A 21,533-nucleotide genomic window follows, 5' to 3' on the forward strand; every position below is an offset into this window, starting at 1 on the left:
CGTTTCCCCGCTCATTTGTAGATGAAGCCAACAACGCCGTGATAGCGTCCTGCGGGCCTATCCGTCTGCATGGTGCCGTAAACCCGGTTGACGCGGCCAAGGAACATGCCGGCGCCGTCGCTTGCGGCATTGAAGTTGTCGTCAGGCTTGGCAAGATCGTTTCGAGCGACCGGGCGAGCCAGATAAGGCGTGATGATGATCACCAGTTCGGATTCGTTGCGGACAAAATCCCGGCTGCGGAACAAGGTGCCGAGCACCGGAATTTTGGTCAGGCCGGGAAGGCCGTTGACAGCCTGCCGGATGTCGTCGCGGACGAGGCCGGCGATCATCATGGAGCCGCCCGAAGGCAATTCCACGGTGGTGTCGGCCAATCGCTTGCGGATCGAGATGATGTTCGAGTCGTGCATGGAGATCGACGCTTCGGTCGTCGGCTCGGAAACCGAAGTCCTGACCTTCAGGCTGATGCGTCCAGCTGAAAGCACGACCGGCTGGAATTCGAGACCGATGCCGTATTCGACCGTTCGATGGGTATAGGTGCGCTCGGAGGTGCCGTCGTCGTTCTGCTCGTTGCTGGCCTGGCTCAGGATGTTGTATTCGCCGCCAACCTTGAAGGTGGCCTTTTCGCCAGAGATCGCCGTCAATGTCGGCTCAGCCAGCGTCTTCATGACACCCGACTGTTCCATTGCATTGAAGTAGGCGCGCAGGTCAGAGTTTCCGATCGTCAGATTTGAGTCCGAAAGAACCTTGCCGAGGCCGGGGTATGTCTGGCTCAGGGCGCTCCAGACGATGCCGTTGCTGCCGCCGTTGCCGATCATGTTGACGCCGAGCTGCTTCATGACGGAGCGACTGACCTCGGCGACCGTCACCTTCAGCGTGACCTGGTCCTCGCCCATGATCTGGAGCATGTTAATGATGGCGCTTACCTGGCGCTCCGAGTCCGGATTGTCGATATCGACGCCGCCATTGGCGGACCCACCGGCGGCCGTCTGCGAGTACTGGCCGGTCGTTGCCTCGCCACCCTTGACGAAGGCCTGCGCCAACTGGCTGGCGCGCTTGGCGTCCAGCGGTGTCTCGACGGTCCCGGTCAGGACAACGTTGTCGTTCAGCAACTCGACCTTGATGTCCGAGCCCGGAATGAAACGCTCGAGATAATCTTCGAGGCCGGCAACGTCGCGCTCGACAGCGAGGTCGAGGCTTACGATCTGTTCGCCGTTGGGACCGAACACGAAGATGTTGGTTTCCCCGACCGACTTGCCAAACAGGTAAATGCGCCGCGAGGTGCGGGTTACCGCATCGGCAACGGCGGGATTGGCCACCAGAATGTCGTATGCATCGCTCGGCAGGTCGATGACGACGGATTTGTTAAGCCCCAGCTTGACGCGCTGGTTCGCGGACGTGGCACCCACCCGGGTGCCTCCCGCCGCGTTCGCATCGGTTGTCGGAAGCGTGCTCGCCCCAACGAACACCAGGGCCAGTGTCGCGGCAAGCGTGGCCGGCAGTTTGCGATATGACATCATTTCCTTGCCCCCACTTCGGAAATTTCGCCTGACCTGATCAACCGGACCGTGCCGCGGCGACCTGCGCCGTTCACGAGATAGTCGGCCTGGTCCAGGTTTGTCTCCTGCGTGTCCTTGATGGATCGCAGCGCAAGTGTCAGCCGGTCGGCCATCTGCTGCGCCACGGTGATGATCTCTGCCTGTTCGGGCGTGAGTTCCAGGGTTGCCGTCTGGCCGACCCTGGTCTTCTTGCCTTCCTCGTCTTCCTGGATGGTCTGGTCGATTGCGAGTACGCGTATGTTCTTCAGGATGGTTTCAGTGCTGAAACCAGTGCCCCCGCCAACCGCGTCCGAGCGGCGGGTCATGATGACGTCGACGAAATCGTTCGGCAGGATGAAGCCGCCGGCGGAAGTATCTGCGGCAATCGAAGTCGCAACGGCCCGGGCACCTGCGGGCAGCATCGACGACATGAAACTTTGACCTTCGTCGATCAGCTTGACCCGACGCAGTGGCTCGCCGCTATACATCGACATGCGCGCGACCGAGCCTTTCAGCTTTTCGATCGCGTCAGGTTCGTTGGCCCGCGTAATGAAATTGGGGTCGATCGTGCCGGTTGGCCAAGGCGCCCACTTTATATTGTCGCCCAGCGGGCTTCCCATCGCGACGTCGCCTGACAGGATAGCCACTTCCTGCACAGGAACGGCAGGAGACTGTGGACCGGGGCTGACGACCACCTGTGCCGGCGGAGGAGCCACCATGTTCTTGGCGACAAACCCCGCGCCGCCCGCAGCAACTGCGGCCACGCCCAGAATTATCAATCGGGATGCAGGCATCTGCTTGAACCTCGCCCTTGGCAAACCATTCAGCCAGGCGAGACTTTGCAGCCGCAATCGTCAAATTATGGTTAATGCAATGCTTACGAATGTGATTAATTTAACGTTTATATAAATTGTACCGAACAGGCGCTGGCGCGGCCCGCTGCGGAAGCGCGGCAAGCTCCAGATCGGAATTGCTTTGAAATATCAGGCCGACAGCCGTTCGAGCGCCCAGATCATGAGGGGCGTCTGCGGATAAACGATCAGGCCGCCAATGCCGAGCGCGATACCATAAGGAACGCCGGTCTTTTCATCCGCGAAGTGGCGCAGAAACATGTTGGCCTTTGTAATCGGCGCCAGCATCGAGCTGCGGAACATCAAAATTGCAAGCGTCAATAGGCCGCCAACCACCGCGGCAACGACGAGATATTGTACAAGCGCGATATCGAAGCCCATCCATACTGCCGTCGCGGCCATGAGTTTGGCGTCGCCGCCGCCCATGCCGCCCAGGGCGAATAGCGCAAAGGTTACGCTCAACATCATTGCACCCGCTGCAAGATGCCAGCCAAGGTCTGTCCAGGCCATTCCCGTCAGCGGAGCGATCACCACGAAGCTGCCCAGCAACAGGAGCGACACCCGGTTTGCGATCGTCATGGACAACATGTCCGACACGGCGGCAAACACCATGCAAAAGGGGAAAACCACAAAGATCAGTGCCTCGAGCATGGGTCCCACACGAGAATTCGATCAGCAACGCCAATGCTCATACAATCGCTGCGTTAAGGATCGGTGAGCAGAAATCGGAAAATAAGGGAGGATTGCAGGTTCGGAGGCTGCCGGCTGCGCCTCCGGTCGTGCGGCTTAACCGTTGGTTCACCAATCCCGTTCATATTCCGTTGAACACTCGCGGGTCCGGAGATCAGGTGATGGCCATGTCGAAATCGATTTTTCTTGCGGCGGCACTGGTGGTTGGAGCTGCCTGTGTTTCATCAGCTGCAATGGCTTCCGGTATCGAAGTCACCATGAACCAGGCCAAGATCGTCAAACTCGCACGCGCAGCCGACACAATCGTGGTCGGCAATCCGGCCATTGCGGATGCTTCGGTGCAGGACGCTTCGACCGTGGTTCTGACCGGCAGGGGCTTCGGGGTCACCAACCTCGTCATCCTCGACAAGGATGGCAATCCTATCATCGACGAGCAGGTTACCGTCGTTCGCCAGACTGCAGCCACGGTGCGCATCTATCGCCGCTCGCAGGTGCAGACGATGTCATGTTCGCCTTATTGCGAAAGCTCGTTCAAGAGCGATGCCGAACGGATTTCCGAAGCCGAGATGAACAACCAGTAGCCGGCCAGCGACCGCATCCGGTACGGTTATTGGAAAGTTAAGCACGCTCGGCGCAATTTAGCGGTCATTCAAACCGGACTTCAACAGCTCTCATATAAGGTTTGCCCGAACCGTAAAGGGTCGAGGCATAACGGACATGGGTAGCGTCTCCAGCATTGTGGACAGCCGCAGCAGCACGAGGCGAAGCGGTCTCCTGGCCAGATTTCGGCGGGACCGCGAAGGCAGCGTTGCCGTCGAGTTCACGATGCTCGCCATTCCGTTCTCCATGCTGGTTTTTGCAGTCCTTGAGACCTGCATTTCCTTTGCTGGCCAGGAAGTTCTGGCCAATGCCACCGACGACATCGCCCGCCAGATGCGAACGGGCCAGATCCGGACCATCAACGAAACCGATCTTCGCAATCTCGTCTGCAGCCGTCTTGAAATCATTGTGACGAGTGGCTGCCCGGGATTGAAGATCGATCTGCGCACGCTGACGAGCTTCAACGAAGGAACGAAGCATAGTTTCATGATCGACAAGGGGTCCAACCAGGTCACCCTGCTCTATGCCGGCGGAAACACCGCCTTCACCACGCAGCTCGGTGAAGCAGGAACGAAGAACATGCTTCGCGTCTTCTACAAATGGCCGGTCATAACCGACTTCATGAGCAAATATATCTCCAACATGAGTGACGGAACGACGCTGCATTTCGCCACCATGACCTGGCAGAACGAACCTTTCTGACAACAATCCGGGTATCGGCGGGCAAAGGGACAACAAAAATGCTGGGTGCGGGGGCACATCGAAAAAGGACCGGCTTCCTGTCGCGGCTGGTGAATTTCGGGCGGGACCGCCGGGCGGTCGCGGCAGTCGAGTTCGCTTTCATCGCTCCGATCCTGCTCATCATGTATTTCATCACCGTCGAGGCGGTCCAGGCGATTGAAACCAGCAAGAAGGTCAGCCGGCTCGGCAGCATGGTCGCCGACCTCGTCGCCCAGCAGGACCAGGTTTCCACAACCGTACTTCAGGACATCATAAAGATCGGCGCGTCGGTAATGCGCCCCTACGACCGCTCGTTTCCGACGGTCAAGATCACCGGCATCAGGATATCGAACGACGCAGGCGCGAACCCCACGGTCATCTGGTCCTACCAGGGCGTCGGCACTGAATTTACAGTGCCTTACACAAAGAATTCGCCCACCTCGGTGCCGCCTGCGCTCAAGGTCGCGGGAACGTTCCTGATCAGGGTCGAGAGCCAGCTTGTCTACAATCCGATCATTGCCTGGGCGGTAGATGGCAACAAGGCAACCGGACTTGCCGGCATCTTCAACGATACGCCGATGAACGAAATCTACTATCTGCGACCCCGCGTCCTGCAGGAAATCGCCTGCTCCAACTGCTGACCGGGCTTCGGAAAACCATCAGCCGTTCACTTGCGAATTGCCAAGCGTCGGACTGATGCCTATGTCTGGATGACAACGAAACAGCGCTGCGATCTATCCTGTCGCAACGCCGTTTCATTCATTCGCGCCAGGCGCAGTCGGAAGCGGTAACGCCTTCCCTAGCCGACGCTTCCGCTTGGCAAGGCTTAAATGGCGCGCGCATTCATTTTCGTACTCGATTCATTCGGCATCGGCGGCGCGGCGGATGCCGACCGCTATGGCGATGCCGGCTCGAACACGTTCGGCCACATCGCCGAAGCCTGTGCGGCAGGCAAGGCAGATGTTGCCGCCTTGCGCGCAGGGCCGCTTCAGCTGCCGAACATGATGGCGCTCGGCCTTGGCGAAGCCGCGAAGGTCGCGTCCGGTTTCTCCCTTGAAGGCCAGCCGGGCTCAAAGCTTTCTGCTTCATCCTTTCATGGCGCGGCGCAAGAAGTGTCGAGCGGCAAGGATACGCCGTCGGGCCACTGGGAGATCGCAGCGCTGCCCGTCCGCTTCGACTGGGGTTATTTTCCAGACACCGTGCCAACCTTTCCGCAGTCGCTGACGGATGCCATGGTCAGGCAAGGCAATGTGCCGGGCATTCTGGCCAACTGCCATGCATCCGGCATCGAGGTCATCGAGAATTTCGGCGAAGAGCACATCCGAACCGGCAAGCCGATCTGCTACACTTCCGTGGACTCGGTACTCCAGATCGCAGCCCACGAAACGCATTTCGGACTGGAGCGCCTCTACGAGTTCTGCGCGGTCGTGCGACGGCTGTGCGACCCGCTCAATATCGGCCGCGTCATCGCCCGTCCCTTTGTCGGTGAGACGAAGGCCACGTTCACGCGCACGCCCAACCGCCGCGACTACGCCGTTCCGCCGCCGCAACCGACCCTTCTCGACCGCCTGACCGGGCGCGGCAGCCGCGTCATCGCCATCGGCAAGATCGGCGACATCTTTGCCCATCGCGGCATTTCGGAAATCCGCAAGGGTGTCGGCAACATGGCGATGTTCGACAAGGCGCTTGGCGCCATCGACGACGCCCGGGACGGCGAACTCGTCTTTGCCAACTTCGTCGATTTCGACACCGAATTCGGCCACCGGCGCGATGTTGCAGGCTATGCTGCGGCCCTGGAAGCTTTCGATCGCCGCATACCCGAGGCGTTGGCCCGCCTGAAGCCCGGCGACCTTTTCCTTTTGACGGCGGACCACGGCAACGACCCGACCTGGCACGGCACCGACCACACGCGCGAGCGCATCCCGGTCATCGGCATGGTCCCGGGAATGGCCGGCGGCGCCATCGGGTTGCGGCCAACCTTTGCCGATATCGGCGAAACGGTTGCCGAGCATCTTGGATTGCCGCCTGGCCCGCACGGCGCCTCATTCTACAAGGCGCTCGGCGGGGCGGTGAACAAGCATGCCTGAGCTTCCCGAAGTCGAAACCGTCCGGCGCGGGTTGCAGCCCGTCATGGAAGGCGCGCGCATCATCAGCGTCGAGGCCCGGCGACCGGATTTGCGCTTTCCGTTCCCGGAAAAATTTGCCGAGCGGCTCACGGGCAAGACGGTCACCGCACTCGGACGCCGCGCCAAATACCTCACCATGCACATGGATGGCGGTCCAACCCTGATCTGCCATCTCGGCATGACCGGCTCCTTCCGCATCGAGGCTGGCGAGGAAAGCGCGACGCCCGGCATATTCCACTATGAGCGGTCCAAGGATGGCGCGCACGATCACGTCGTCTTCAATCTCACCTCCCCGCAAGGCTCGCACCGCGTGGTCTTCAACGATCCGCGCCGGTTCGGCTTCATGCTGTTCAGCGAAACCGTCCCCGACGAGCATCCGATGCTTTCCGGCCTCGGCGTGGAACCGACCGGCAACACGCTCGACGGCGCGCTGCTTTCCTCATTGCTGAAGGACCGTCGAACGCCGCTCAAGGCAGCCCTGCTCGACCAGCGCCTGATCGCCGGGCTCGGCAATATCTATGTCTCCGAGGCGCTGTGGCGCGCGCGCCTTTCGCCATTGCGGGCCGCAGGCACGATCGCCACCAAGGGCCGCAAGGCCAAGGCGCAAAGCGAGCGACTCGCCGAGGCGATCCGCTCCGTCATCGCCGATGCAATCGCGGCGGGCGGCTCTTCGCTGCGCGACTATATGCATACGGACGGTTCGCTCGGCTATTTCCAGCACTCATTTGCAGTCTATGACCGCGAAGGCGTCGCCTGCCCGACGCCGGGTTGCGCCGGCCATGTCGAACGGATCGTGCAAAGCGGCCGCTCAACCTTCTATTGCCGCGCGTGCCAGGAGTAAGCTACAGCCAAGGCACGCCATCATATCGGGAGACATCGCCGTGACCTATGAAAACATCATCGCGGAAAAACGCGGCAAGGTCGGGTTGATCACGTTGAACAGGCCAAAGGCGCTGAATGCGCTGAATTCTCAGGTTCTGGCCGAACTCCTTGCCGCGACAAAGGCCTTCGATGCCGACGCCTCTGTCGGCGCCATCGTTGTCACCGGTTCGGAAAAGGCCTTTGCCGCCGGCGCAGACATCAAGGAAATGCAGTCGAAAAGCTATGTCGAGGCCTATCTGGAGGACTTCTTCTCCGGCTGGGAAGAATTGACGCGCACGCGCAAGCCGATGATTGCGGCCGTCGCCGGCTACGCGCTCGGCGGCGGCTGCGAACTCGCCATGATGTGCGACTTCATCATTGCCGCCGACAGCGCCAAATTCGGCCAGCCGGAAATCACGCTGGGCGTCATGCCCGGCATGGGCGGCTCGCAGCGCCTGACGCGCTTCGTCGGCAAGTCCAAGGCGATGGACATGTGCCTCACCGGCCGCATGATGGACGCCGCCGAAGCAGAGCGCTCCGGCCTCGTCTCGCGCGTGGTGCCGGCAGGCGACCTGGTCGAGGAAGCCTTGAAAGCCGCTGCAAAGATCGCCGATTTCTCCTTGCCGGCAGTCATTATGACGAAGGAAGCCGTCAATCGCTCCTACGAGGTCACGCTGGCCGAGGGGCTGCGGTTCGAAAGGCGCGTATTCCATTCCATGTTCGCGCTCGAAGACCAGAAGGAAGGCATGGCGGCCTTCGCCGAAAAGCGTAAGGCTGACTTCAAGAACCGCTAAATGTGCGCGGCATGCCGATATCGTCAAAAAGAACTCGGGCCAACATTGACGGGTCGGAAAAGCTGCACTATAAGCCGCACCAACTGAGGCGGCCCATGGCTGCCCGTTTGTTTTTTGCGCCTCGCGGTACGCCGCTTGCGCTCACCGTTGAGATCAGAAGAGAGGCATCATGGCCAACACCTCCTCGGCCAAAAAGGCAACGCGCAAGATAGCTCGCCGCGCCGCGGTCAATAAGAACCGTCGCTCGCGCGTTCGCACCTACGTCCGTCAGGTCGAGGAAGCATTGGCCGCCGGCGACAAGGTTGCCGCTGAAGCCGCCTTCAAGAACGCACAGCCGGAACTGATGCGCGCCGCCACCAAGGGCGTGCTGCACAAGAACACGGCATCGCGCAAGGTTTCGCGCCTTGCACAGCGTCTCAAGACCCTGTCGGCCTGATCCCGCTTATTTAAAAATTTTGATTTTTTTTAAGAACCCGGTGCCTTCGCATCGGGTTTTTCCGTTTGTCGACATAAATCCCGAATGGTCGCCTCAAAGGTACCGTAACGGTAGTTTTGGAACTCCCCAAATTTTGCCGGCATATTCAATATGTTGTGGTCGCTAAAGCAATTCCTAACATACAATCTGTCACAAAAAGTCCTTTAAATTCATACTCTTAATGAAGGTCATCCACAGCCTGTTCATATTGCATGTGGCGGATGGGGGACAATCGCCTGTCAAGCGAAATATTAAAAAAAAAGTCTCGCCAGCTAGCCTTTTGGCAACGCTTGCGGAAAAGGGTTGAATCACAATAGCTTTCACGAGCGGCCCCGCGAAAGGGGCACCCTTTGGTGGTCTTCTGGTAACCAGATTCGTTAAAAATCGGTTAGACGCGGCCTTGCCCTTTCCACAACGATTTCGGTAGTGTCCCTCTATCGAAAGGGATGGGCCCAACGGCCCTCGACCTAACCAAAAATGGAAACGTTTGAGGCCGTGGAGCTTATTCCGCGGAAGGTTGGGTTTGCCTTTTCGGTACGGGTAAGGGGAACGGGGTTTTGCGCACTTGGTGTTGAAGCCGAACCGGCGGATTGCCGGACGGTTTTGTATTGCCTTGTGTTGCCGGACCTACGACCAAGAGCTCGCAAGAGCCAACTACAGGCAAACGCCTTTGGCCAGCGGCGGCTATTTGGCGCAACAGAACGAGGCGGCATGGCGCAGGCAACTGCGATCGTGGCGGCAGAGCATAGGACAGGGGTAGCGAATGCAGAGCGGCATCGACAGGGAGATTGGTGGCGACCTCCCTCTTTCGGGGGACTTGATCAAAGAAAACGACCTGACGATTTCCGCAGCAGTGGATCATAGGTTCGAGCGCATCAAGGCGCAGTTGAAGGCCCGCCTCGGAACCGAGGTCTATTCCAGCTGGTTCGGGCGCATGAAGCTGGCTGAGGCTTCGAAAGGCGTCGTGCGCATTTCTGTTCCAACCGCATTCCTGCGTTCCTGGATCAACGGCCACTACCTCGACCAGATCATCGAGCTTTGGAAGGAAGAAGATCCCGACGTCATCAAGGTGGAGATCATCGTCCGCACTGCCACGCGCCACGCGCGCAGCGGCGAGGGTGAAAATGCACCGCAGCGCAAGACGATGACCCGTCAGACCCAGACCGTACTCGCGGCTGGCACAGTAAATCCCGGCAAGCCCGAGCGCGCTCCCGCAAACCGGAATGGGGCTGCGGAGCCGGAGTTCCGCCAAAGCGTACTCGGTTCGCCGCTTGATCCGCGTTATACCTTTGCCTCTTTCATCGAGGGCCCGTCGAACCGCGTGGCCTTCGCCGCCGCTCGTGCGGTCGCGGAATCGCAGTCGAGCGCCGTGCGCTTCAATCCGCTTTTCCTGCATGCCACGGTCGGCCTCGGCAAAACCCATCTGTTGCAGGCAATCGCCGCGGAATCGCTGCGCCAGAACCCGAGGTCGCGCGTTGTCTACCTGACGGCGGAATATTTCATGTGGCGCTTTGCCACCGCCATCCGCGACAACAATGCGCTGACATTGAAAGAGCAGTTGCGCGACATCGATCTTCTGATCATCGACGACATGCAGTTCCTGCAGGGCAAGTCGATCCAGCATGAGTTCTGCCATCTGATCAACATGCTGCTGGACAGCGCCAAGCAGGTGGTTGTCGCCGCCGACCGGCCGCCATCGGAACTGGAATCGCTGGAGCCTCGCGTGCGTTCGCGGCTTAACGGCGGTGTTGCGCTGGAAATGTCGGCGCCCGATTTTTCCATGCGGCTTGCCATGTTGAAGCTGCGGCTTGCGTCGGCCAAGTCGGAAGACCAGTCGCTGGCCATTTCAGAAGACATTCTGGAACACGTCGCGCGCACGGTTACGGGCAGCGGACGCGAACTGGAAGGGGCCTTCAATCAGCTTCTGTTCCGGCAGTCGTTCGAGCCGCAGATCACCATCGACCGTATCGATGAGATTCTCGGCCATATCTACCGCACCGGCGAACCGAAGCGAGTACGCATCGAAGACATCCAGCGCATCGTCGCGCGCCACTACAATGTGTCCAAGACCGAGCTTCTCTCCAACCGGCGCACCCGCACTATCGTCAAGCCGCGCCAGGTTGCAATGTATCTGTCCAAGGTGATGACGCCGCGTTCGCTGCCCGAAATCGGCCGGCGCTTCGGTGGTCGCGACCACACCACGGTGCTCCATGCAGTGCGCAAGATCGAGGATTTGTCGGGCGCGGACAACACGCTGGCGCAGGAACTGGAACTGCTTAGAAGGCTGATCAACGATCAGGCATAGGCGAGCCCGTCATCAAGGCTTTGTCGTTATCCACAAAGCCTCCGATTGCAGCGCGCGGGCTTGCGTTCGGGGGCTTTTTCCTGTCAGTTTGACGAAATTCTATGCCAGTTCAGACTGAGGCAGGTTGCCGATTCGGACACCTGCCCTTTCCTTCAAGTGAGCCTGTTTCATCATGCGTGTAATTCTGGAACGGTCAAACCTTCTCAAGTCCCTTAACCACGTTCACCGCGTGGTGGAGCGGCGCAACACAATTCCGATCCTTTCCAACGTGCTGTTGAATGCGGAAGGCGCCAGCCTAGAGATGAAGGCGACCGATCTCGACCTCGAGATCACCGAGGCAACGCCTGCCAAGGTGGAGCGCCCCGGTGCCACGACCGTGCCGGCGCACCTGCTCTATGACATCGTGCGCAAGCTTGCCGAGGGCGCCGAGGTCATGCTGAAGACCGACGAAGACGGCAATGCCATGACCGTCACCTCCGGACGCTCAAGCTTCCGCCTGCAGTGCCTGCCGCAGTCGGATTTTCCCGAATTGTCGGCCGGCTCCTTCCCGCATATCTTCCGGCTCGATTCAACAGCTCTCAAGGGCCTTGTCGACAAGACGCAGTTCGCCATCTCGACCGAGGAAACGCGCTACTACCTCAACGGCATTTTCCTGCATGTCCATGAAGTGGGCGGCAAGCTGAAGCTGCGCTCGGTCGCGACCGACGGCCACAGGCTGGCGCGGGCCGAAATCGATGCTCCCGCGGGATCCGAGGGCATGCCCGGCATCATCATTCCGCGCAAGACGGTCAGCGAATTGCAGAAGCTGGTCGATGACCCGGATATCGCCGTCACCACAGAGCTTTCCGACACCAAGATCCGTTTCACCGTCGGCAGCGTCGTTCTCACCTCCAAGCTGATCGACGGCACCTTCCCCGACTACCAGCGCGTCATTCCGACCGGCAACGACAAGAAGCTCACCATCGATCGTCAGACCTTCGCGGCTGCCGTCGATCGCGTCTCCACCATCTCTTCCGAGCGTGGGCGGGCCGTGAAGCTCTCCATTGCCGAAGGCCAGTTGACGCTGGCGGTCAACAACCCGGATTCGGGCAGCGCCACGGAAGAACTGGCGGCGGATTATTCCTCCGACCCCATCGAGATCGGCTTCAACGCGCGTTACCTTCTCGACGTCGCAGCCCAGCTCAGCGGCGGCGACGCCGAATTCATGCTGGCCGATGCCGGTTCGCCGACGCTGATCCGCGATACCAACGACCAGAACACGCTCTATGTGCTGATGCCGATGCGGGTGTGAGCATTCGGCGTCCTACCCATTCTAGTCACGTCGCCCGCCTCTGTCCCAAAGGGCAGAGGAGTGCGCCATAAGGCACCGGGCCAATGGCGCTCATTACCCATATCAGCCGGATCACGCTGACCAATTTCCGCAACTACGCGGCCCTCTCGCTTGATTTGAAGCCGGGTGCCGTCGTGCTGACCGGCGACAACGGCGCGGGCAAGACCAACCTCCTCGAAGCCATATCCCTTCTCACACCCGGCCGCGGGCTGCGCCGCGCTCCTTACGGCGAGGTGGCGCGTGAAGGTGGCGACGGCGGTTTCGCCCTCCACGCCAAGCTTGATGGACCGAATGGCGATGCCGATATCGGCACTGGGTTTGCAGGCGCGGATGCCGGCGAAACCGGGCGGCGCGTGCGCATCAACGGTGCTGCGGCGCGGTCCGCCGACGACCTGCTCGAATGGCTGCGCGTCGTCTGGCTGACGCCAGCGATGGACTCCCTCTTCACTGGCCCTGCCGGCGACCGCCGCCGCTTCCTCGACCGCATGGTGCTGGCCATCGATGCCAGTCACGGCCAGCGCGCGCTCGACTATGAAAAGGCGATGCGCGGGCGCAACCGCCTGCTCGCCGACAATTCCCGCGATGGCGCATGGTTCGAAGCCATCGAAACGCAGATGGCGGAAACCGGCGTGGCGATAGCCGCCGCGCGCGCCGAACTGGTGCGGCTACTCACCGCGATGATCGAGCGCCTGCCCGGCGAAGGACCGTTTCCGCAGGCCGACATCGCGCTTGCCGGCGATCTCGAGAGCCGGATCGGCAACCTGCCCGCTGTCGATGTCGAGGAGGAATTTCGCCGCGCACTTGCCGCCGGCCGGGAACGCGACCGCGCGGCAGGCCGCACGCTGAGCGGCCCTCACCGTTCCGATCTCGTCGTGCGCCATCGCCCCAAGGCGATGCCCGCCGACCTGTGCTCCACCGGGGAACAGAAGGCGCTTCTGGTCGGCATCGTGTTGTCGCACGCACGCCTGACCGCGGAAATATCGGGCATGACGCCGATCCTGCTCCTCGACGAGATCGCCGCGCATCTCGACGCCGGTCGGCGCGCAGCCCTGTTTTCGATCCTTGAAGACCTCGCCTGCCAGACCTTCATGACCGGCACCGACGCCGCTCTTTTCTCCAGCCTGCAAGGCAGGGCGCAGTTCCTTACCGTCGATCACGGCACTGCTGGCCCCACCGATAGCGCCTGACAAGATTTCTGCCCAAGGCTATGGTCCGGTGATGACACCACTGCCGCCACTTACCGATGAAGAACTTGAGCGCTACGCGCGCCACATCGTGCTGCCGGAAATCGGCGGCGCGGGCCAGCGCAAGCTGAAGAAGGCGCGCGTTTTGGTCATCGGCGCTGGCGGCCTCGGCGCGCCGGTGCTGGAATATCTCGCCGCTGCCGGCGTCGGCACGCTCGGCGTCATCGACGACGACACCGTCTCGCTCTCCAACCTGCAACGGCAGGTGATCCACGATACGGCGTCCCTCGGCACCCCGAAAGGCGAAAGCGCCAAGGCGAGCATTGCCCGCATCAACCCATCCGTTGCCGTGGAACTGCATACGTTCCGCCTTACCGCCGAAAACGCCCCTGCCCTTGTCGCGCAATACGACCTCGTCATCGACGGCTCGGACAATTTCGACACACGCTATGCGGTTGCCGACGCCTGCGAGCAGGAAAAGCGCCCTCTGGTCCACGCCGCCGTCGGCCGCTTCGATGGTTCGGTAACGGTGCTGAAGCCGTTCGAGACGGCCGCCGACGGTACGCAAAACCCGTCCTATCGCGACCTGTTCCCGGAGCCGCCGCCGCTCGGCCTCGTGCCGTCCTGCGCCGCCGCTGGCGTGGTCGGCGCGCTCACCGGCGTCATCGGCACGCTTCAGGCGATGGAGGCGATCAAGCTCATCGCCGGCATCGGCGAGCCGCTCGTCGGCCGGCTTCTGCTCTACGACGCGCTCGCCGCGCGCTTCGACACCATCCGCTACAAGAGGCGCTGACATGGCCCTCGCGCTGACCGCCGAGGAACAGGCCATCGCCTCCGGCGGTCGCGGCGAAGGGGCCGCTGCCGCCATGCGCATCGTTGCCGAAAGCGCCCGGCTGCTTGCCGCGCCGCGTCTCATCCCGATCGCCTCCGCGCATATCGACGGCGCGCTCTATCACGGCGATTCCGGCACGCTGTTTGCCGAGAGACTGGTGGAAGGCGGAGCACAAGTCGCCGTGCGCTCCACGCTCAATGTCGGCGCGCTCGACCTCATGGGCTGCTCGCGCGTCAGGCTGGAAGAACCGCAGCGCGGCATGGCGCGGCGGATGATGGAAGCCTACCGCAAGCTAGGCTGCGAACAGAGCTGGACCTGCACACCCTATCAGGCCGGCCACCGGCCCGCCTTCGGCAGCGATGTCGCCTGGGGCGAATCCAACGCCGTCGTCTTCTGCAATTCCGTGCTCGGCGCGCGCACCAACCGCTATGGCGACTTCCTCGACATCGCCTGCGCCATCGCCGGGCGCGCACCCGACTACGGCCTGCACCGGGCGGAAAACCGGCGCGCCCGGCTCGTCTTCAATGTCTCCGCCCTGCCCCCTGCCTTCCTCGCCTCGGAAATCGCGTGGCCGGTCCTCGGCAGCCTCTATGGCCGCGAGACCGGCACCGCCATCGGTGTCGTGGCAGGCATCGCGACGCACCCGGGCGAAGACGTGCTGAAAGCCTTCGGCGCCGCAGCCGCTTCCTCCGGTGCCGTCGGCTTGTTCCACATTGCCGGCGTGACGCCCGAAGCGCCCGACGTGGAGACAGCCCTCGGCCACGTCGCGCCCGAGCGTACGATCAAGGTCACCTCGCAGATGATTGCCACGGCACAGCGCGGACTCTCCACCGCCGCGCACGCCGAGACCATCGACGCGGTCGCCATCGGCAGTCCGCATCTGTCGCTGGCGGAGTTCGAGCGTCTGGAACGGCTGATTGCCGGCCGAAAGCTCGCCGTTCCGATCCACGCCTGCACCGGGCGCCATGTTGTGTCCGAGCTGGACAAGACGGCTCGCAGAAAGGCGCTGGAGGCTTGCGGGGTCGTCGTCGTCGCCGACACCTGCGTGGTGGTGACGCCGATCCTTGGCAAACTGCCGAACGGCGTCCTCATGACCAATTCCGGCAAGTTCGCCCATTATGCGCCCGGCAACACCGGCTATGCGGTGCTCTACGGCTCGCTGGCCGATTGCGTGGAAAGCGCGGTCACCGGCAAGCCCGTCTTCACGGATAGCGCGGCATGAGCGAACGAGCCGAAATCCTTGTTCCAGGCAGCAGCGGCGAAGGCGAGGCACTGGTCCTCACCCAGCCGATCAGCTTCTGGGGCGGCGTCGATCCGAAGACCGGGCGCATCGCCGATGTGCGGCACCCTGAGCACGGTCAGTGCATCGCGGGCCGCGTCCTGTTCCTGCCGGGCACCATCGGCTCGTCATCGGCATCCGCCGTGCTTCTGGAACTGGTCCACAACGGCCACGCGCCTGCCGCGCTCGTCCTGCACGAACCGGACGCCATCCTTTTGCTCGGCCTCATCGTGGCGCGCGAAATGGCGTGGCAAGGCCCGATCGCGATACGGCTCGACCGCAGCGCCTTCGAAAAATTCGAAGGCCGCAACGTTCAGGTCGCGGCCAACGGTACAATCAGCTTACCAAACTGACGGAAGAGTTTTACGCCCTCAACGGCAGCACGCGGTCCGGCGGACGGTGGCCGTCGCAGAAGGTGCGGATGTTGATGATGACCTTCTCGCCCATGTCGATGCGGCCTTCCAGCGTGGCCGACCCCATATGCGGCAAAAGCACCACCTTGCCCTTGGCCGAGAGCTTGAGCAGCTTCGGGTTGAGCGCCGGCTCGTTTTCGTAGACGTCGAGGCCCGCACCGGCGATCTTGCCGCCATCGATCAGCTTTACCAGCGATTCCTCGTCGATCAGGTCGCCGCGCGCGGTGTTGACCAGGTAGGCGTTGGGCTGCATCAGCGCCAGCCGCCTGGCCGACAGAAGATGGAAGGTTGCCGGAGTCGAGGGGCAATTGACCGAGATGATGTCCATGCGGGCCAGCATCTGGTCGAGGCTTTCCCAATAGGTCGCCTCCAACTCATCCTCGACCGCCTGCAACACGCGGTGGCGGTTGTGGTAGTGGATGGAAAGGCCGAACGCCTTGGCGCGCCGTGCGACCGCGGTGCCGATGCGGCCCATTCCGACAATGCCTAGCCGTTTGCCCCAGATACGGCGGCCCAGCATCCAGGTCGGCGACCAGCCGGCCCATTTCTTGCCGTCCGGCAAAATGTTTGCGCCTTCGGTGAGCCGCCGCGGCACGGCGAGGATGAGCGCCATGGTCATGTCGGCGGTGTCTTCGGTCAGCACGCCCGGCGTGTTGGTGACGGTTATCCCCTTGGCGGTCGCTGCGGCGACGTCGATCTTCTCGACGCCGTTGCCGAAATTCGCGATGAGCTTGAGGTTCTGGCCCGCCTGCGCGATCACGGCGGCGTCGATGGTGTCGGTGACTGTCGGCACCAGCACATCGGCCTCCTTGACCGCAGCCACAAGCTCGGGCTGCGTCATCGGCCTGTCCTCGACATTGAGGCGCGCGTCGAAAAGCTCGCGCATGCGCGTCTCCACCGGGTCGGGCAGCTTGCGCGTGATGACGACCAGAGGCTTCTTCTTGCCGGCCATATTTCCCTCGATCCCGGATACGTTGAGACCTCTTTAACCAAGACGGGCGAAACTGCAAACCGGTCGCGGCCCGATTGCCTCATGTATCAAGTGGTGCCGTGGATGACAAAGAAAAAGGGGCAGCAGGGTTACGAACCCTCACCCATTGCAAGGGAACGAAAGTGTCTGGTCTCGTGTCGCTTCGCCTGGCCTTGAGTGCATTGATCGTGGGCAGCAGTTTTGCCGCCCTGCCAGCGTCTGCACAATCGGCGGCGACGAACGCACAGAACGTGCGGCTGGGCCCTAGCGGGTTGCCATTGCCCCGATTCGTCAGCCTGAAGTCGGCGCGCGTCAATTCCCGCGTCGGTCCCGGCGTCAATTACTCCGTGGACTGGATGTACACCAAGTCCGGCCTGCCGATGGAAATCATCCAGGAATACGATACCTGGCGGCGCGTGCGCGACGCGGAAGGTTCGGAAGGCTGGATCAACCAGTCCTTGCTGTCAGGCAAGCGCACCGCGATCGTCGCGCCGTGGCAGCGCGGCAAGGGCACGCAGATCAACATCCATAGCGCGCCTCGCGAAGACGCGGGCGTCGTGGCAATGGTCGAGCCCGGCGTGATCGGTTCGATCAAATCCTGCGACGGCCAGTGGTGCGAGATGACCCTGGGCGGCCAGACCGGCTGGATCAGCCAGTCGCAGGTATGGGGCGCCTACCCCGGCGAAAAAGTTAAGGACTAGGTCGAGCGGTTCGACGCGGCAGATTGCGGTCGTTCCAGGCGCCATTTCGATCATATTTATGAGTCCACGACCTAAAGCGTGTCGCGATCTTTCAGATTCGCTTCACACGCTTTAGCTCCTTGATTTTATGCATGTCTTTGTCCCGAAACCGGTTCCCACTTTCGGGAGACATGCACTAGCTGGCACAGGCGCATCCGTCGCGATTTCAGCCGCGGCCGATTCGGCCCAGATGCGTATCGCGAAAATCCGTCGGCAGCTTCAGCCCATAACCCAGCGCCCGGTCGATGCCGATATGGGCGAGCCAGATAAGCCCGATGCTGACGCACAGGGCACTGCCTGCGACATAGCCACCGACAAGCAGTGCCAGCGGCCAAAGCGTGACATGGAAGCAGTTGTAGGCGTAGGCGCCGACGCGCGGGCCTTTGAGGTAACCAAGCATCGAGAGGTCGGGCGCGAGGATCAAGATGGCGAACAGCCACCAGTTTGCGCCTGAAAGCCAATAGCCCGCCAGCGCCGCAAGACACAGCGCGGCACCCTCAAGCCTGAGCAGCGCCGTTGTCATTTGGCGGTTAACTTCGCTCGCTATTTCTTGGCGCGTAGCCTGACGACGACATCGACGTTGGCGATTTCCATGCCGTCAGGTGGTTCCGGCAGGTTGACCACGCTCACTGGCCCGCTCTCGATATCGAAAATACGGTTTTCACCTTCGATATAGAAATGGTGGTGATCCGAGGTGTTGGTGTCGAAATAGGTCTTGGACCCTTCGACAGCCAGGATGCGCAACAGCCCGGCTTCGGTAAATTGGTGAAGCGCGTTGTAGACGGTGGCGAGCGATACCGGCACGCCTGCCGCCAGCGCCTCCTCATGCAGTTCTTCAGCCGACAAATGGCGGTCGCCCTTGGCAAACAGCAGGTCCGCCAGCGCAACGCGCTGACGAGTCGGTCTTAGACCGGCATCTCGCACCCGCTTATCCACAGCGTGCCTTTCGCTTTGACCCACCGAACTCATCCGTTCGCAACAATCCGTTTCAACGATCCAAACATGCCCATATGGGCCAAAAATGGACAACAATGCAAACCAAGCTACCAGAGCAGATATATTCTGTCGCCCTAAAGCGATCAATAGCGCGCATTGACCCGGCTAAAACAGCGCGTTAGAGCCACATCGCTAGATGAGTGCAGGTTTCCGGCCTGAAACGGACTGTGCTACTACACAACAACAAAAGGGCGCCCGACCGCCCGACTTGAACGGGGATGTGTTGATGGCGGCAGCGAAATCCAGTTACGGTTACGAGGAGTTGCTTGCCTGTGCCCGTGGCGAGCTGTTCGGTCCGGGAAATGCACAATTGCCTGCGCCGCCGATGCTGATGTTCGACCGAATCACCGAGATCAGCGAGACCGGCGGCGAGTTCGACAAGGGCTTCATCCGCGCCGAGTTCGACATCAAGCCGGACCTCTGGTTCTTCCCCTGCCATTTCATCGGCAACCCGATCATGCCGGGTTGCCTGGGCCTCGATGCCATGTGGCAATTGACCGGCTTTTTCCTCGGCTGGCTCGGCGAAGAAGGCAAGGGCATGGCGCTCTCCACCGGAGAAGTGAAATTCAAGGGCATGGTCACGCCTTCGGTCAAGAAGGTCGAATACGGGATCGATTTCAAGCGCGTCATGCGCGGCAGGCTCGTGCTTGGCATTGCCGATGGCTGGCTCAAGGCCGATGGCGAGCCTATCTACAAGGCGACCGACCTGAAGGTCGGCCTGTCGAAGCAGGGATCGGCCGCCTGACCGGCGCCGGACAAACTGGAAGGAACCGCCCATGAGACGAGTCGTCGTAACGGGTCTCGGTATCGTGTCCTCGATTGGCAACAATGCCAATGAAGTGCAGGCTTCACTGCATGACGCGAAATCCGGCATCAGCTTCTCGGATTCCTTCGCCGAGCATGGTTTTCGCTGCCAGGTCTGGGGCTCTCCGTCGCTCGATCCGACGCCTTTGATCGACCGCCGGGCGCTGCGCTTCCTCTCGCAAGGCGCCGCCTGGAACCACGTCGCGATGGATCAGGCAATCGTGGATGCAGGCCTCGGCGAAGGCGACATCACCAACGAGCGCACCGGCATCATCATGGGTTCGGGCGGTCCTTCCACCCGCACCATCGTCGAAGCTGCCGAAATCACGCTGAAGAACAACAGCCCCAAGCGCATCGGCCCGTTCGCCGTGCCGAAGGCGATGTCGTCCACCGCTTCGGCAACGCTTGCCACATGGTTCAAGATCCACGGCGTCAACTACTCGATTTCCTCGGCCTGCTCGACCTCGGCGCACTGCATCGGCAACGCCTACGAGCTGATCCAGTGGGGCAAGCAGGACATGGTGTTCGCCGGCGGCCATGAAGACCTCGACTGGACCATGTCCGACCTGTTCGACGCGATGGGCGCGATGTCGTCCAAGTACAACGACAAGGCCGCCAGCGCCTCGCGCGCCTATGACGTCAACCGCGACGGCTTCGTCATCGCCGGCGGCGCGGGTGTGCTGGTCCTGGAAGAACTGGAACATGCCAAGGCGCGCGGCGCGAAGATCTACGCCGAAGTCGTCGGCTATGGTGCGACCTCCGACGGCTACGACATGGTTGCTCCTTCCGGCGAAGGCGCGATCCGCTGCATGCGCCAGGCGCTTTCCACCGTTTCCGGCCCGGTCGACTACATCAACACACACGGCACCTCGACGCCCGTCGGCGATTCCAAGGAGATGGGCGCGATCCGCGAAGTGTTCGGCGACAAGATGCCCAACATCACCTCCACCAAGTCCCTCACCGGCCATTCGCTCGGCGCTGCCGGCGTGCAGGAATCGATCTATTCGATCCTGATGATGCAGGGCGGCTTCATCGGCGAGAGCGCCCATATCGAGGAACTCGACCCGGAATTCGAAGGCATGCCGATCGTGCGCAAGCGCATCGACAATGCCAAGATAGATACTGTGCTGTCGAACTCGTTCGGCTTCGGCGGCACCAACGCCACGTTGGTTTTCCAACGCTATTCGGCATAGAGGTTCACAACCATGCAGGGTTTGATGAAAGGCAAGCGCGGCCTCGTGATGGGCGTCGCCAACGACCATTCGATTGCCTGGGGCATCGCGCAGAAGCTTGCCGAGCAAGGCGCGGACCTCGCCTTCACCTATCAGGGCGAAGCCTTCGGCCGCCGCGTCAAGCCGCTTGCCGAACAGCTGGGCGCAAAGCTCGTCGTGCCGTGCGATGTCGAAGACAGCGCCTCGGTCACGGCCACTTTCGACGAGCTTGAAAAGGCATGGGGCGGGCTGGACTTCGTCGTCCACGCCATCGGCTTTTCCGACAAGAACGAGCTGAAGGGCGCTTACGCCGACACCACGCGCGACAACTTCATCCGCACGATGGTCATCTCCTGCTATTCCTTCACCGAAATCGCCCGCAATGCCGCCCGCCTCATGGGCGAAGGCGGCTCGATGATCACGCTGACCTATGCCGGTTCGGTGCGCGTCATGCCGAACTACAACGTCATGGGCGTCGCCAAGGCCGGTCTCGAAGCCAGCGTGCGCTACCTCGCCAACGACTACGGCCCGCGCGGCATCCGGGTGAACGGCATTTCCGCCGGACCGGTGCGCACGCTTGCCGGCGCCGGTATCTCGGATGCGCGCCATATGTTCAGCTACCAGCAGCGCAATTCGCCGCTTCGCCGCAACATCTCGCTCGACGAGGTCGGCAACTCGGCGCTCTATCTTTTGTCCGACCTGTCGTCCGGCGTCACCGGCGAAATCCACTATGTCGATTCCGGCTATCACATCGTCTCGATGCCGACGCTGGACGAGCTGAAGCGGATGGACAGCGACAAGGGCTGATCCAACCACA

23 protein-coding genes are annotated in these 21,533 nt (G+C 61.6%); 17 read left to right on the forward strand and 6 right to left on the reverse strand.

The window, feature by feature from the left end; genetic code table 11:
• Positions 1–11: 11 nt before the first annotated feature.
• The 3 genes from ASD50_RS20125 to ASD50_RS20135 all read right to left on the reverse strand — a co-directional run bounded on the left by ASD50_RS20125 (position 12) and on the right by ASD50_RS20135 (position 3,037).
• The gene (locus tag ASD50_RS20125) at positions 12–1,517 is read right to left on the reverse strand and encodes a type II and III secretion system protein family protein (protein ID WP_056245361.1); all 1,506 of its coding nucleotides are present in this window, start codon (positions 1,515–1,517) and stop codon (positions 12–14) included.
• Positions 1,514–2,329 carry a Flp pilus assembly protein CpaB gene (cpaB, locus tag ASD50_RS20130; protein WP_056245364.1) on the reverse strand — a complete coding sequence of 272 codons (816 nt, stop codon included), beginning with the start codon at positions 2,327–2,329 and terminating at the stop codon, positions 1,514–1,516. The genes ASD50_RS20125 and cpaB overlap by 4 nt, the downstream gene beginning before the upstream one ends.
• Positions 2,330–2,518: 189 nt before the next feature.
• Complete coding sequence (locus ASD50_RS20135; RefSeq protein WP_056245367.1) at positions 2,519–3,037, reverse strand: prepilin peptidase; 519 nt, start codon at positions 3,035–3,037, stop codon at positions 2,519–2,521.
• Between the two features lie 200 nt (positions 3,038–3,237).
• On the opposite strand from ASD50_RS20135, the gene ASD50_RS20140 reads away from it, so the two are divergent.
• From ASD50_RS20140 to ASD50_RS20200, 13 genes are all read left to right on the forward strand, one after another.
• Positions 3,238–3,657 (forward strand): pilus assembly protein N-terminal domain-containing protein, encoded by a 420-nt coding sequence (locus ASD50_RS20140; protein WP_056245372.1) that lies wholly within the window; start codon positions 3,238–3,240, stop codon positions 3,655–3,657.
• A 136-nt stretch (positions 3,658–3,793) separates the two neighbouring features.
• Positions 3,794–4,378 carry a TadE/TadG family type IV pilus assembly protein gene (locus ASD50_RS20145; protein ID WP_056245375.1) on the forward strand — a complete coding sequence of 195 codons (585 nt, stop codon included), beginning with the start codon at positions 3,794–3,796 and terminating at the stop codon, positions 4,376–4,378.
• A 38-nt stretch (positions 4,379–4,416) separates the two neighbouring features.
• Positions 4,417–5,037, forward strand: coding sequence for a TadE/TadG family type IV pilus assembly protein (locus ASD50_RS20150; protein ID WP_056245379.1), 621 nt, complete (start codon positions 4,417–4,419; stop codon positions 5,035–5,037).
• 189 nt (positions 5,038–5,226) lie between these two features.
• Positions 5,227–6,483, forward strand: coding sequence for a phosphopentomutase (locus ASD50_RS20155; RefSeq protein ID WP_056245383.1), 1,257 nt, complete (start codon positions 5,227–5,229; stop codon positions 6,481–6,483).
• The gene (mutM, locus tag ASD50_RS20160) at positions 6,476–7,363 is read left to right on the forward strand and encodes a bifunctional DNA-formamidopyrimidine glycosylase/DNA-(apurinic or apyrimidinic site) lyase (protein WP_056245386.1); all 888 of its coding nucleotides are present in this window, start codon (positions 6,476–6,478) and stop codon (positions 7,361–7,363) included. The genes ASD50_RS20155 and mutM overlap by 8 nt, the downstream gene beginning before the upstream one ends.
• A 40-nt stretch (positions 7,364–7,403) precedes the next feature.
• Complete coding sequence (locus ASD50_RS20165; RefSeq protein ID WP_056245388.1) at positions 7,404–8,177, forward strand: enoyl-CoA hydratase; 774 nt, start codon at positions 7,404–7,406, stop codon at positions 8,175–8,177.
• Between the two features lie 169 nt (positions 8,178–8,346).
• Positions 8,347–8,613 (forward strand): 30S ribosomal protein S20, encoded by a 267-nt coding sequence (gene rpsT / locus ASD50_RS20170; RefSeq protein ID WP_056245390.1) that lies wholly within the window; start codon positions 8,347–8,349, stop codon positions 8,611–8,613.
• Between the two features lie 802 nt (positions 8,614–9,415).
• On the forward strand, positions 9,416–10,957 hold the full coding sequence (gene dnaA / locus ASD50_RS20175) for a chromosomal replication initiator protein DnaA (RefSeq protein WP_056245394.1): 1,542 nt from the start codon (positions 9,416–9,418) through the stop codon (positions 10,955–10,957).
• A 172-nt stretch (positions 10,958–11,129) separates the two neighbouring features.
• Positions 11,130–12,248: a DNA polymerase III subunit beta gene (gene dnaN / locus ASD50_RS20180; RefSeq protein ID WP_056245398.1), complete on the forward strand. Its 1,119-nt coding sequence runs from the start codon at positions 11,130–11,132 to the stop codon at positions 12,246–12,248.
• A gap of 83 nt (positions 12,249–12,331) precedes the next feature.
• Positions 12,332–13,474, forward strand: coding sequence for a DNA replication/repair protein RecF (gene recF, locus ASD50_RS20185; protein ID WP_056245403.1), 1,143 nt, complete (start codon positions 12,332–12,334; stop codon positions 13,472–13,474).
• A gap of 31 nt (positions 13,475–13,505) precedes the next feature.
• On the forward strand, positions 13,506–14,264 hold the full coding sequence (locus tag ASD50_RS20190; RefSeq protein WP_056245407.1) for a molybdopterin-synthase adenylyltransferase MoeB: 759 nt from the start codon (positions 13,506–13,508) through the stop codon (positions 14,262–14,264).
• 1 nt (position 14,265) lies between these two features.
• Complete coding sequence (locus tag ASD50_RS20195) at positions 14,266–15,525, forward strand: aconitase X (protein WP_082549763.1); 1,260 nt, start codon at positions 14,266–14,268, stop codon at positions 15,523–15,525.
• Positions 15,522–15,935 carry an aconitase X swivel domain-containing protein gene (locus ASD50_RS20200; protein ID WP_056245410.1) on the forward strand — a complete coding sequence of 138 codons (414 nt, stop codon included), beginning with the start codon at positions 15,522–15,524 and terminating at the stop codon, positions 15,933–15,935. The genes ASD50_RS20195 and ASD50_RS20200 overlap by 4 nt, the downstream gene beginning before the upstream one ends.
• A 10-nt stretch (positions 15,936–15,945) precedes the next feature.
• Here the strand turns inward: ASD50_RS20200 and ASD50_RS20205 are convergent, their stop codons facing one another.
• Positions 15,946–16,947, reverse strand: coding sequence for a 2-hydroxyacid dehydrogenase (locus tag ASD50_RS20205; RefSeq protein ID WP_056245413.1), 1,002 nt, complete (start codon positions 16,945–16,947; stop codon positions 15,946–15,948).
• A 161-nt stretch (positions 16,948–17,108) separates the two neighbouring features.
• Between ASD50_RS20205 and ASD50_RS20210 the strand changes: the two genes are divergently transcribed.
• Complete coding sequence (locus tag ASD50_RS20210) at positions 17,109–17,666, forward strand: SH3 domain-containing protein (RefSeq protein WP_056245415.1); 558 nt, start codon at positions 17,109–17,111, stop codon at positions 17,664–17,666.
• A gap of 205 nt (positions 17,667–17,871) precedes the next feature.
• On the opposite strand, the gene ASD50_RS20215 is transcribed toward ASD50_RS20210, so the two are convergent.
• A complete protein-coding gene (locus ASD50_RS20215; RefSeq protein ID WP_200952440.1) occupies positions 17,872–18,228 on the reverse strand; it encodes a DUF4260 domain-containing protein in 357 nt (118 codons plus the stop codon).
• Between the two features lie 20 nt (positions 18,229–18,248).
• Positions 18,249–18,674: an iron response transcriptional regulator IrrA gene (irrA, locus tag ASD50_RS20220; protein ID WP_056245422.1), complete on the reverse strand. Its 426-nt coding sequence runs from the start codon at positions 18,672–18,674 to the stop codon at positions 18,249–18,251.
• Positions 18,675–18,927: 253 nt separating this feature from the next.
• On the opposite strand from irrA, the gene fabA reads away from it, so the two are divergent.
• Genes fabA through fabI form a run of 3 tightly spaced genes read left to right on the forward strand, consistent with a single transcriptional unit; the run spans position 18,928 to position 21,523 of the window.
• A complete protein-coding gene (gene fabA, locus ASD50_RS20225; protein ID WP_056245424.1) occupies positions 18,928–19,446 on the forward strand; it encodes a 3-hydroxyacyl-[acyl-carrier-protein] dehydratase FabA in 519 nt (172 codons plus the stop codon).
• A gap of 31 nt (positions 19,447–19,477) precedes the next feature.
• Complete coding sequence (fabB, locus tag ASD50_RS20230) at positions 19,478–20,698, forward strand: beta-ketoacyl-ACP synthase I (protein ID WP_056245427.1); 1,221 nt, start codon at positions 19,478–19,480, stop codon at positions 20,696–20,698.
• Positions 20,699–20,710: 12 nt separating this feature from the next.
• Positions 20,711–21,523 carry an enoyl-ACP reductase FabI gene (gene fabI / locus ASD50_RS20235; RefSeq protein ID WP_056245430.1) on the forward strand — a complete coding sequence of 271 codons (813 nt, stop codon included), beginning with the start codon at positions 20,711–20,713 and terminating at the stop codon, positions 21,521–21,523.
• The last annotated feature ends 10 nt before the right edge of the window (positions 21,524–21,533 follow it).

It is taken from the genome of Mesorhizobium sp. Root552 (genome assembly GCF_001427285.1).
Lineage (GTDB): Bacteria > Pseudomonadota > Alphaproteobacteria > Rhizobiales > Rhizobiaceae > Mesorhizobium.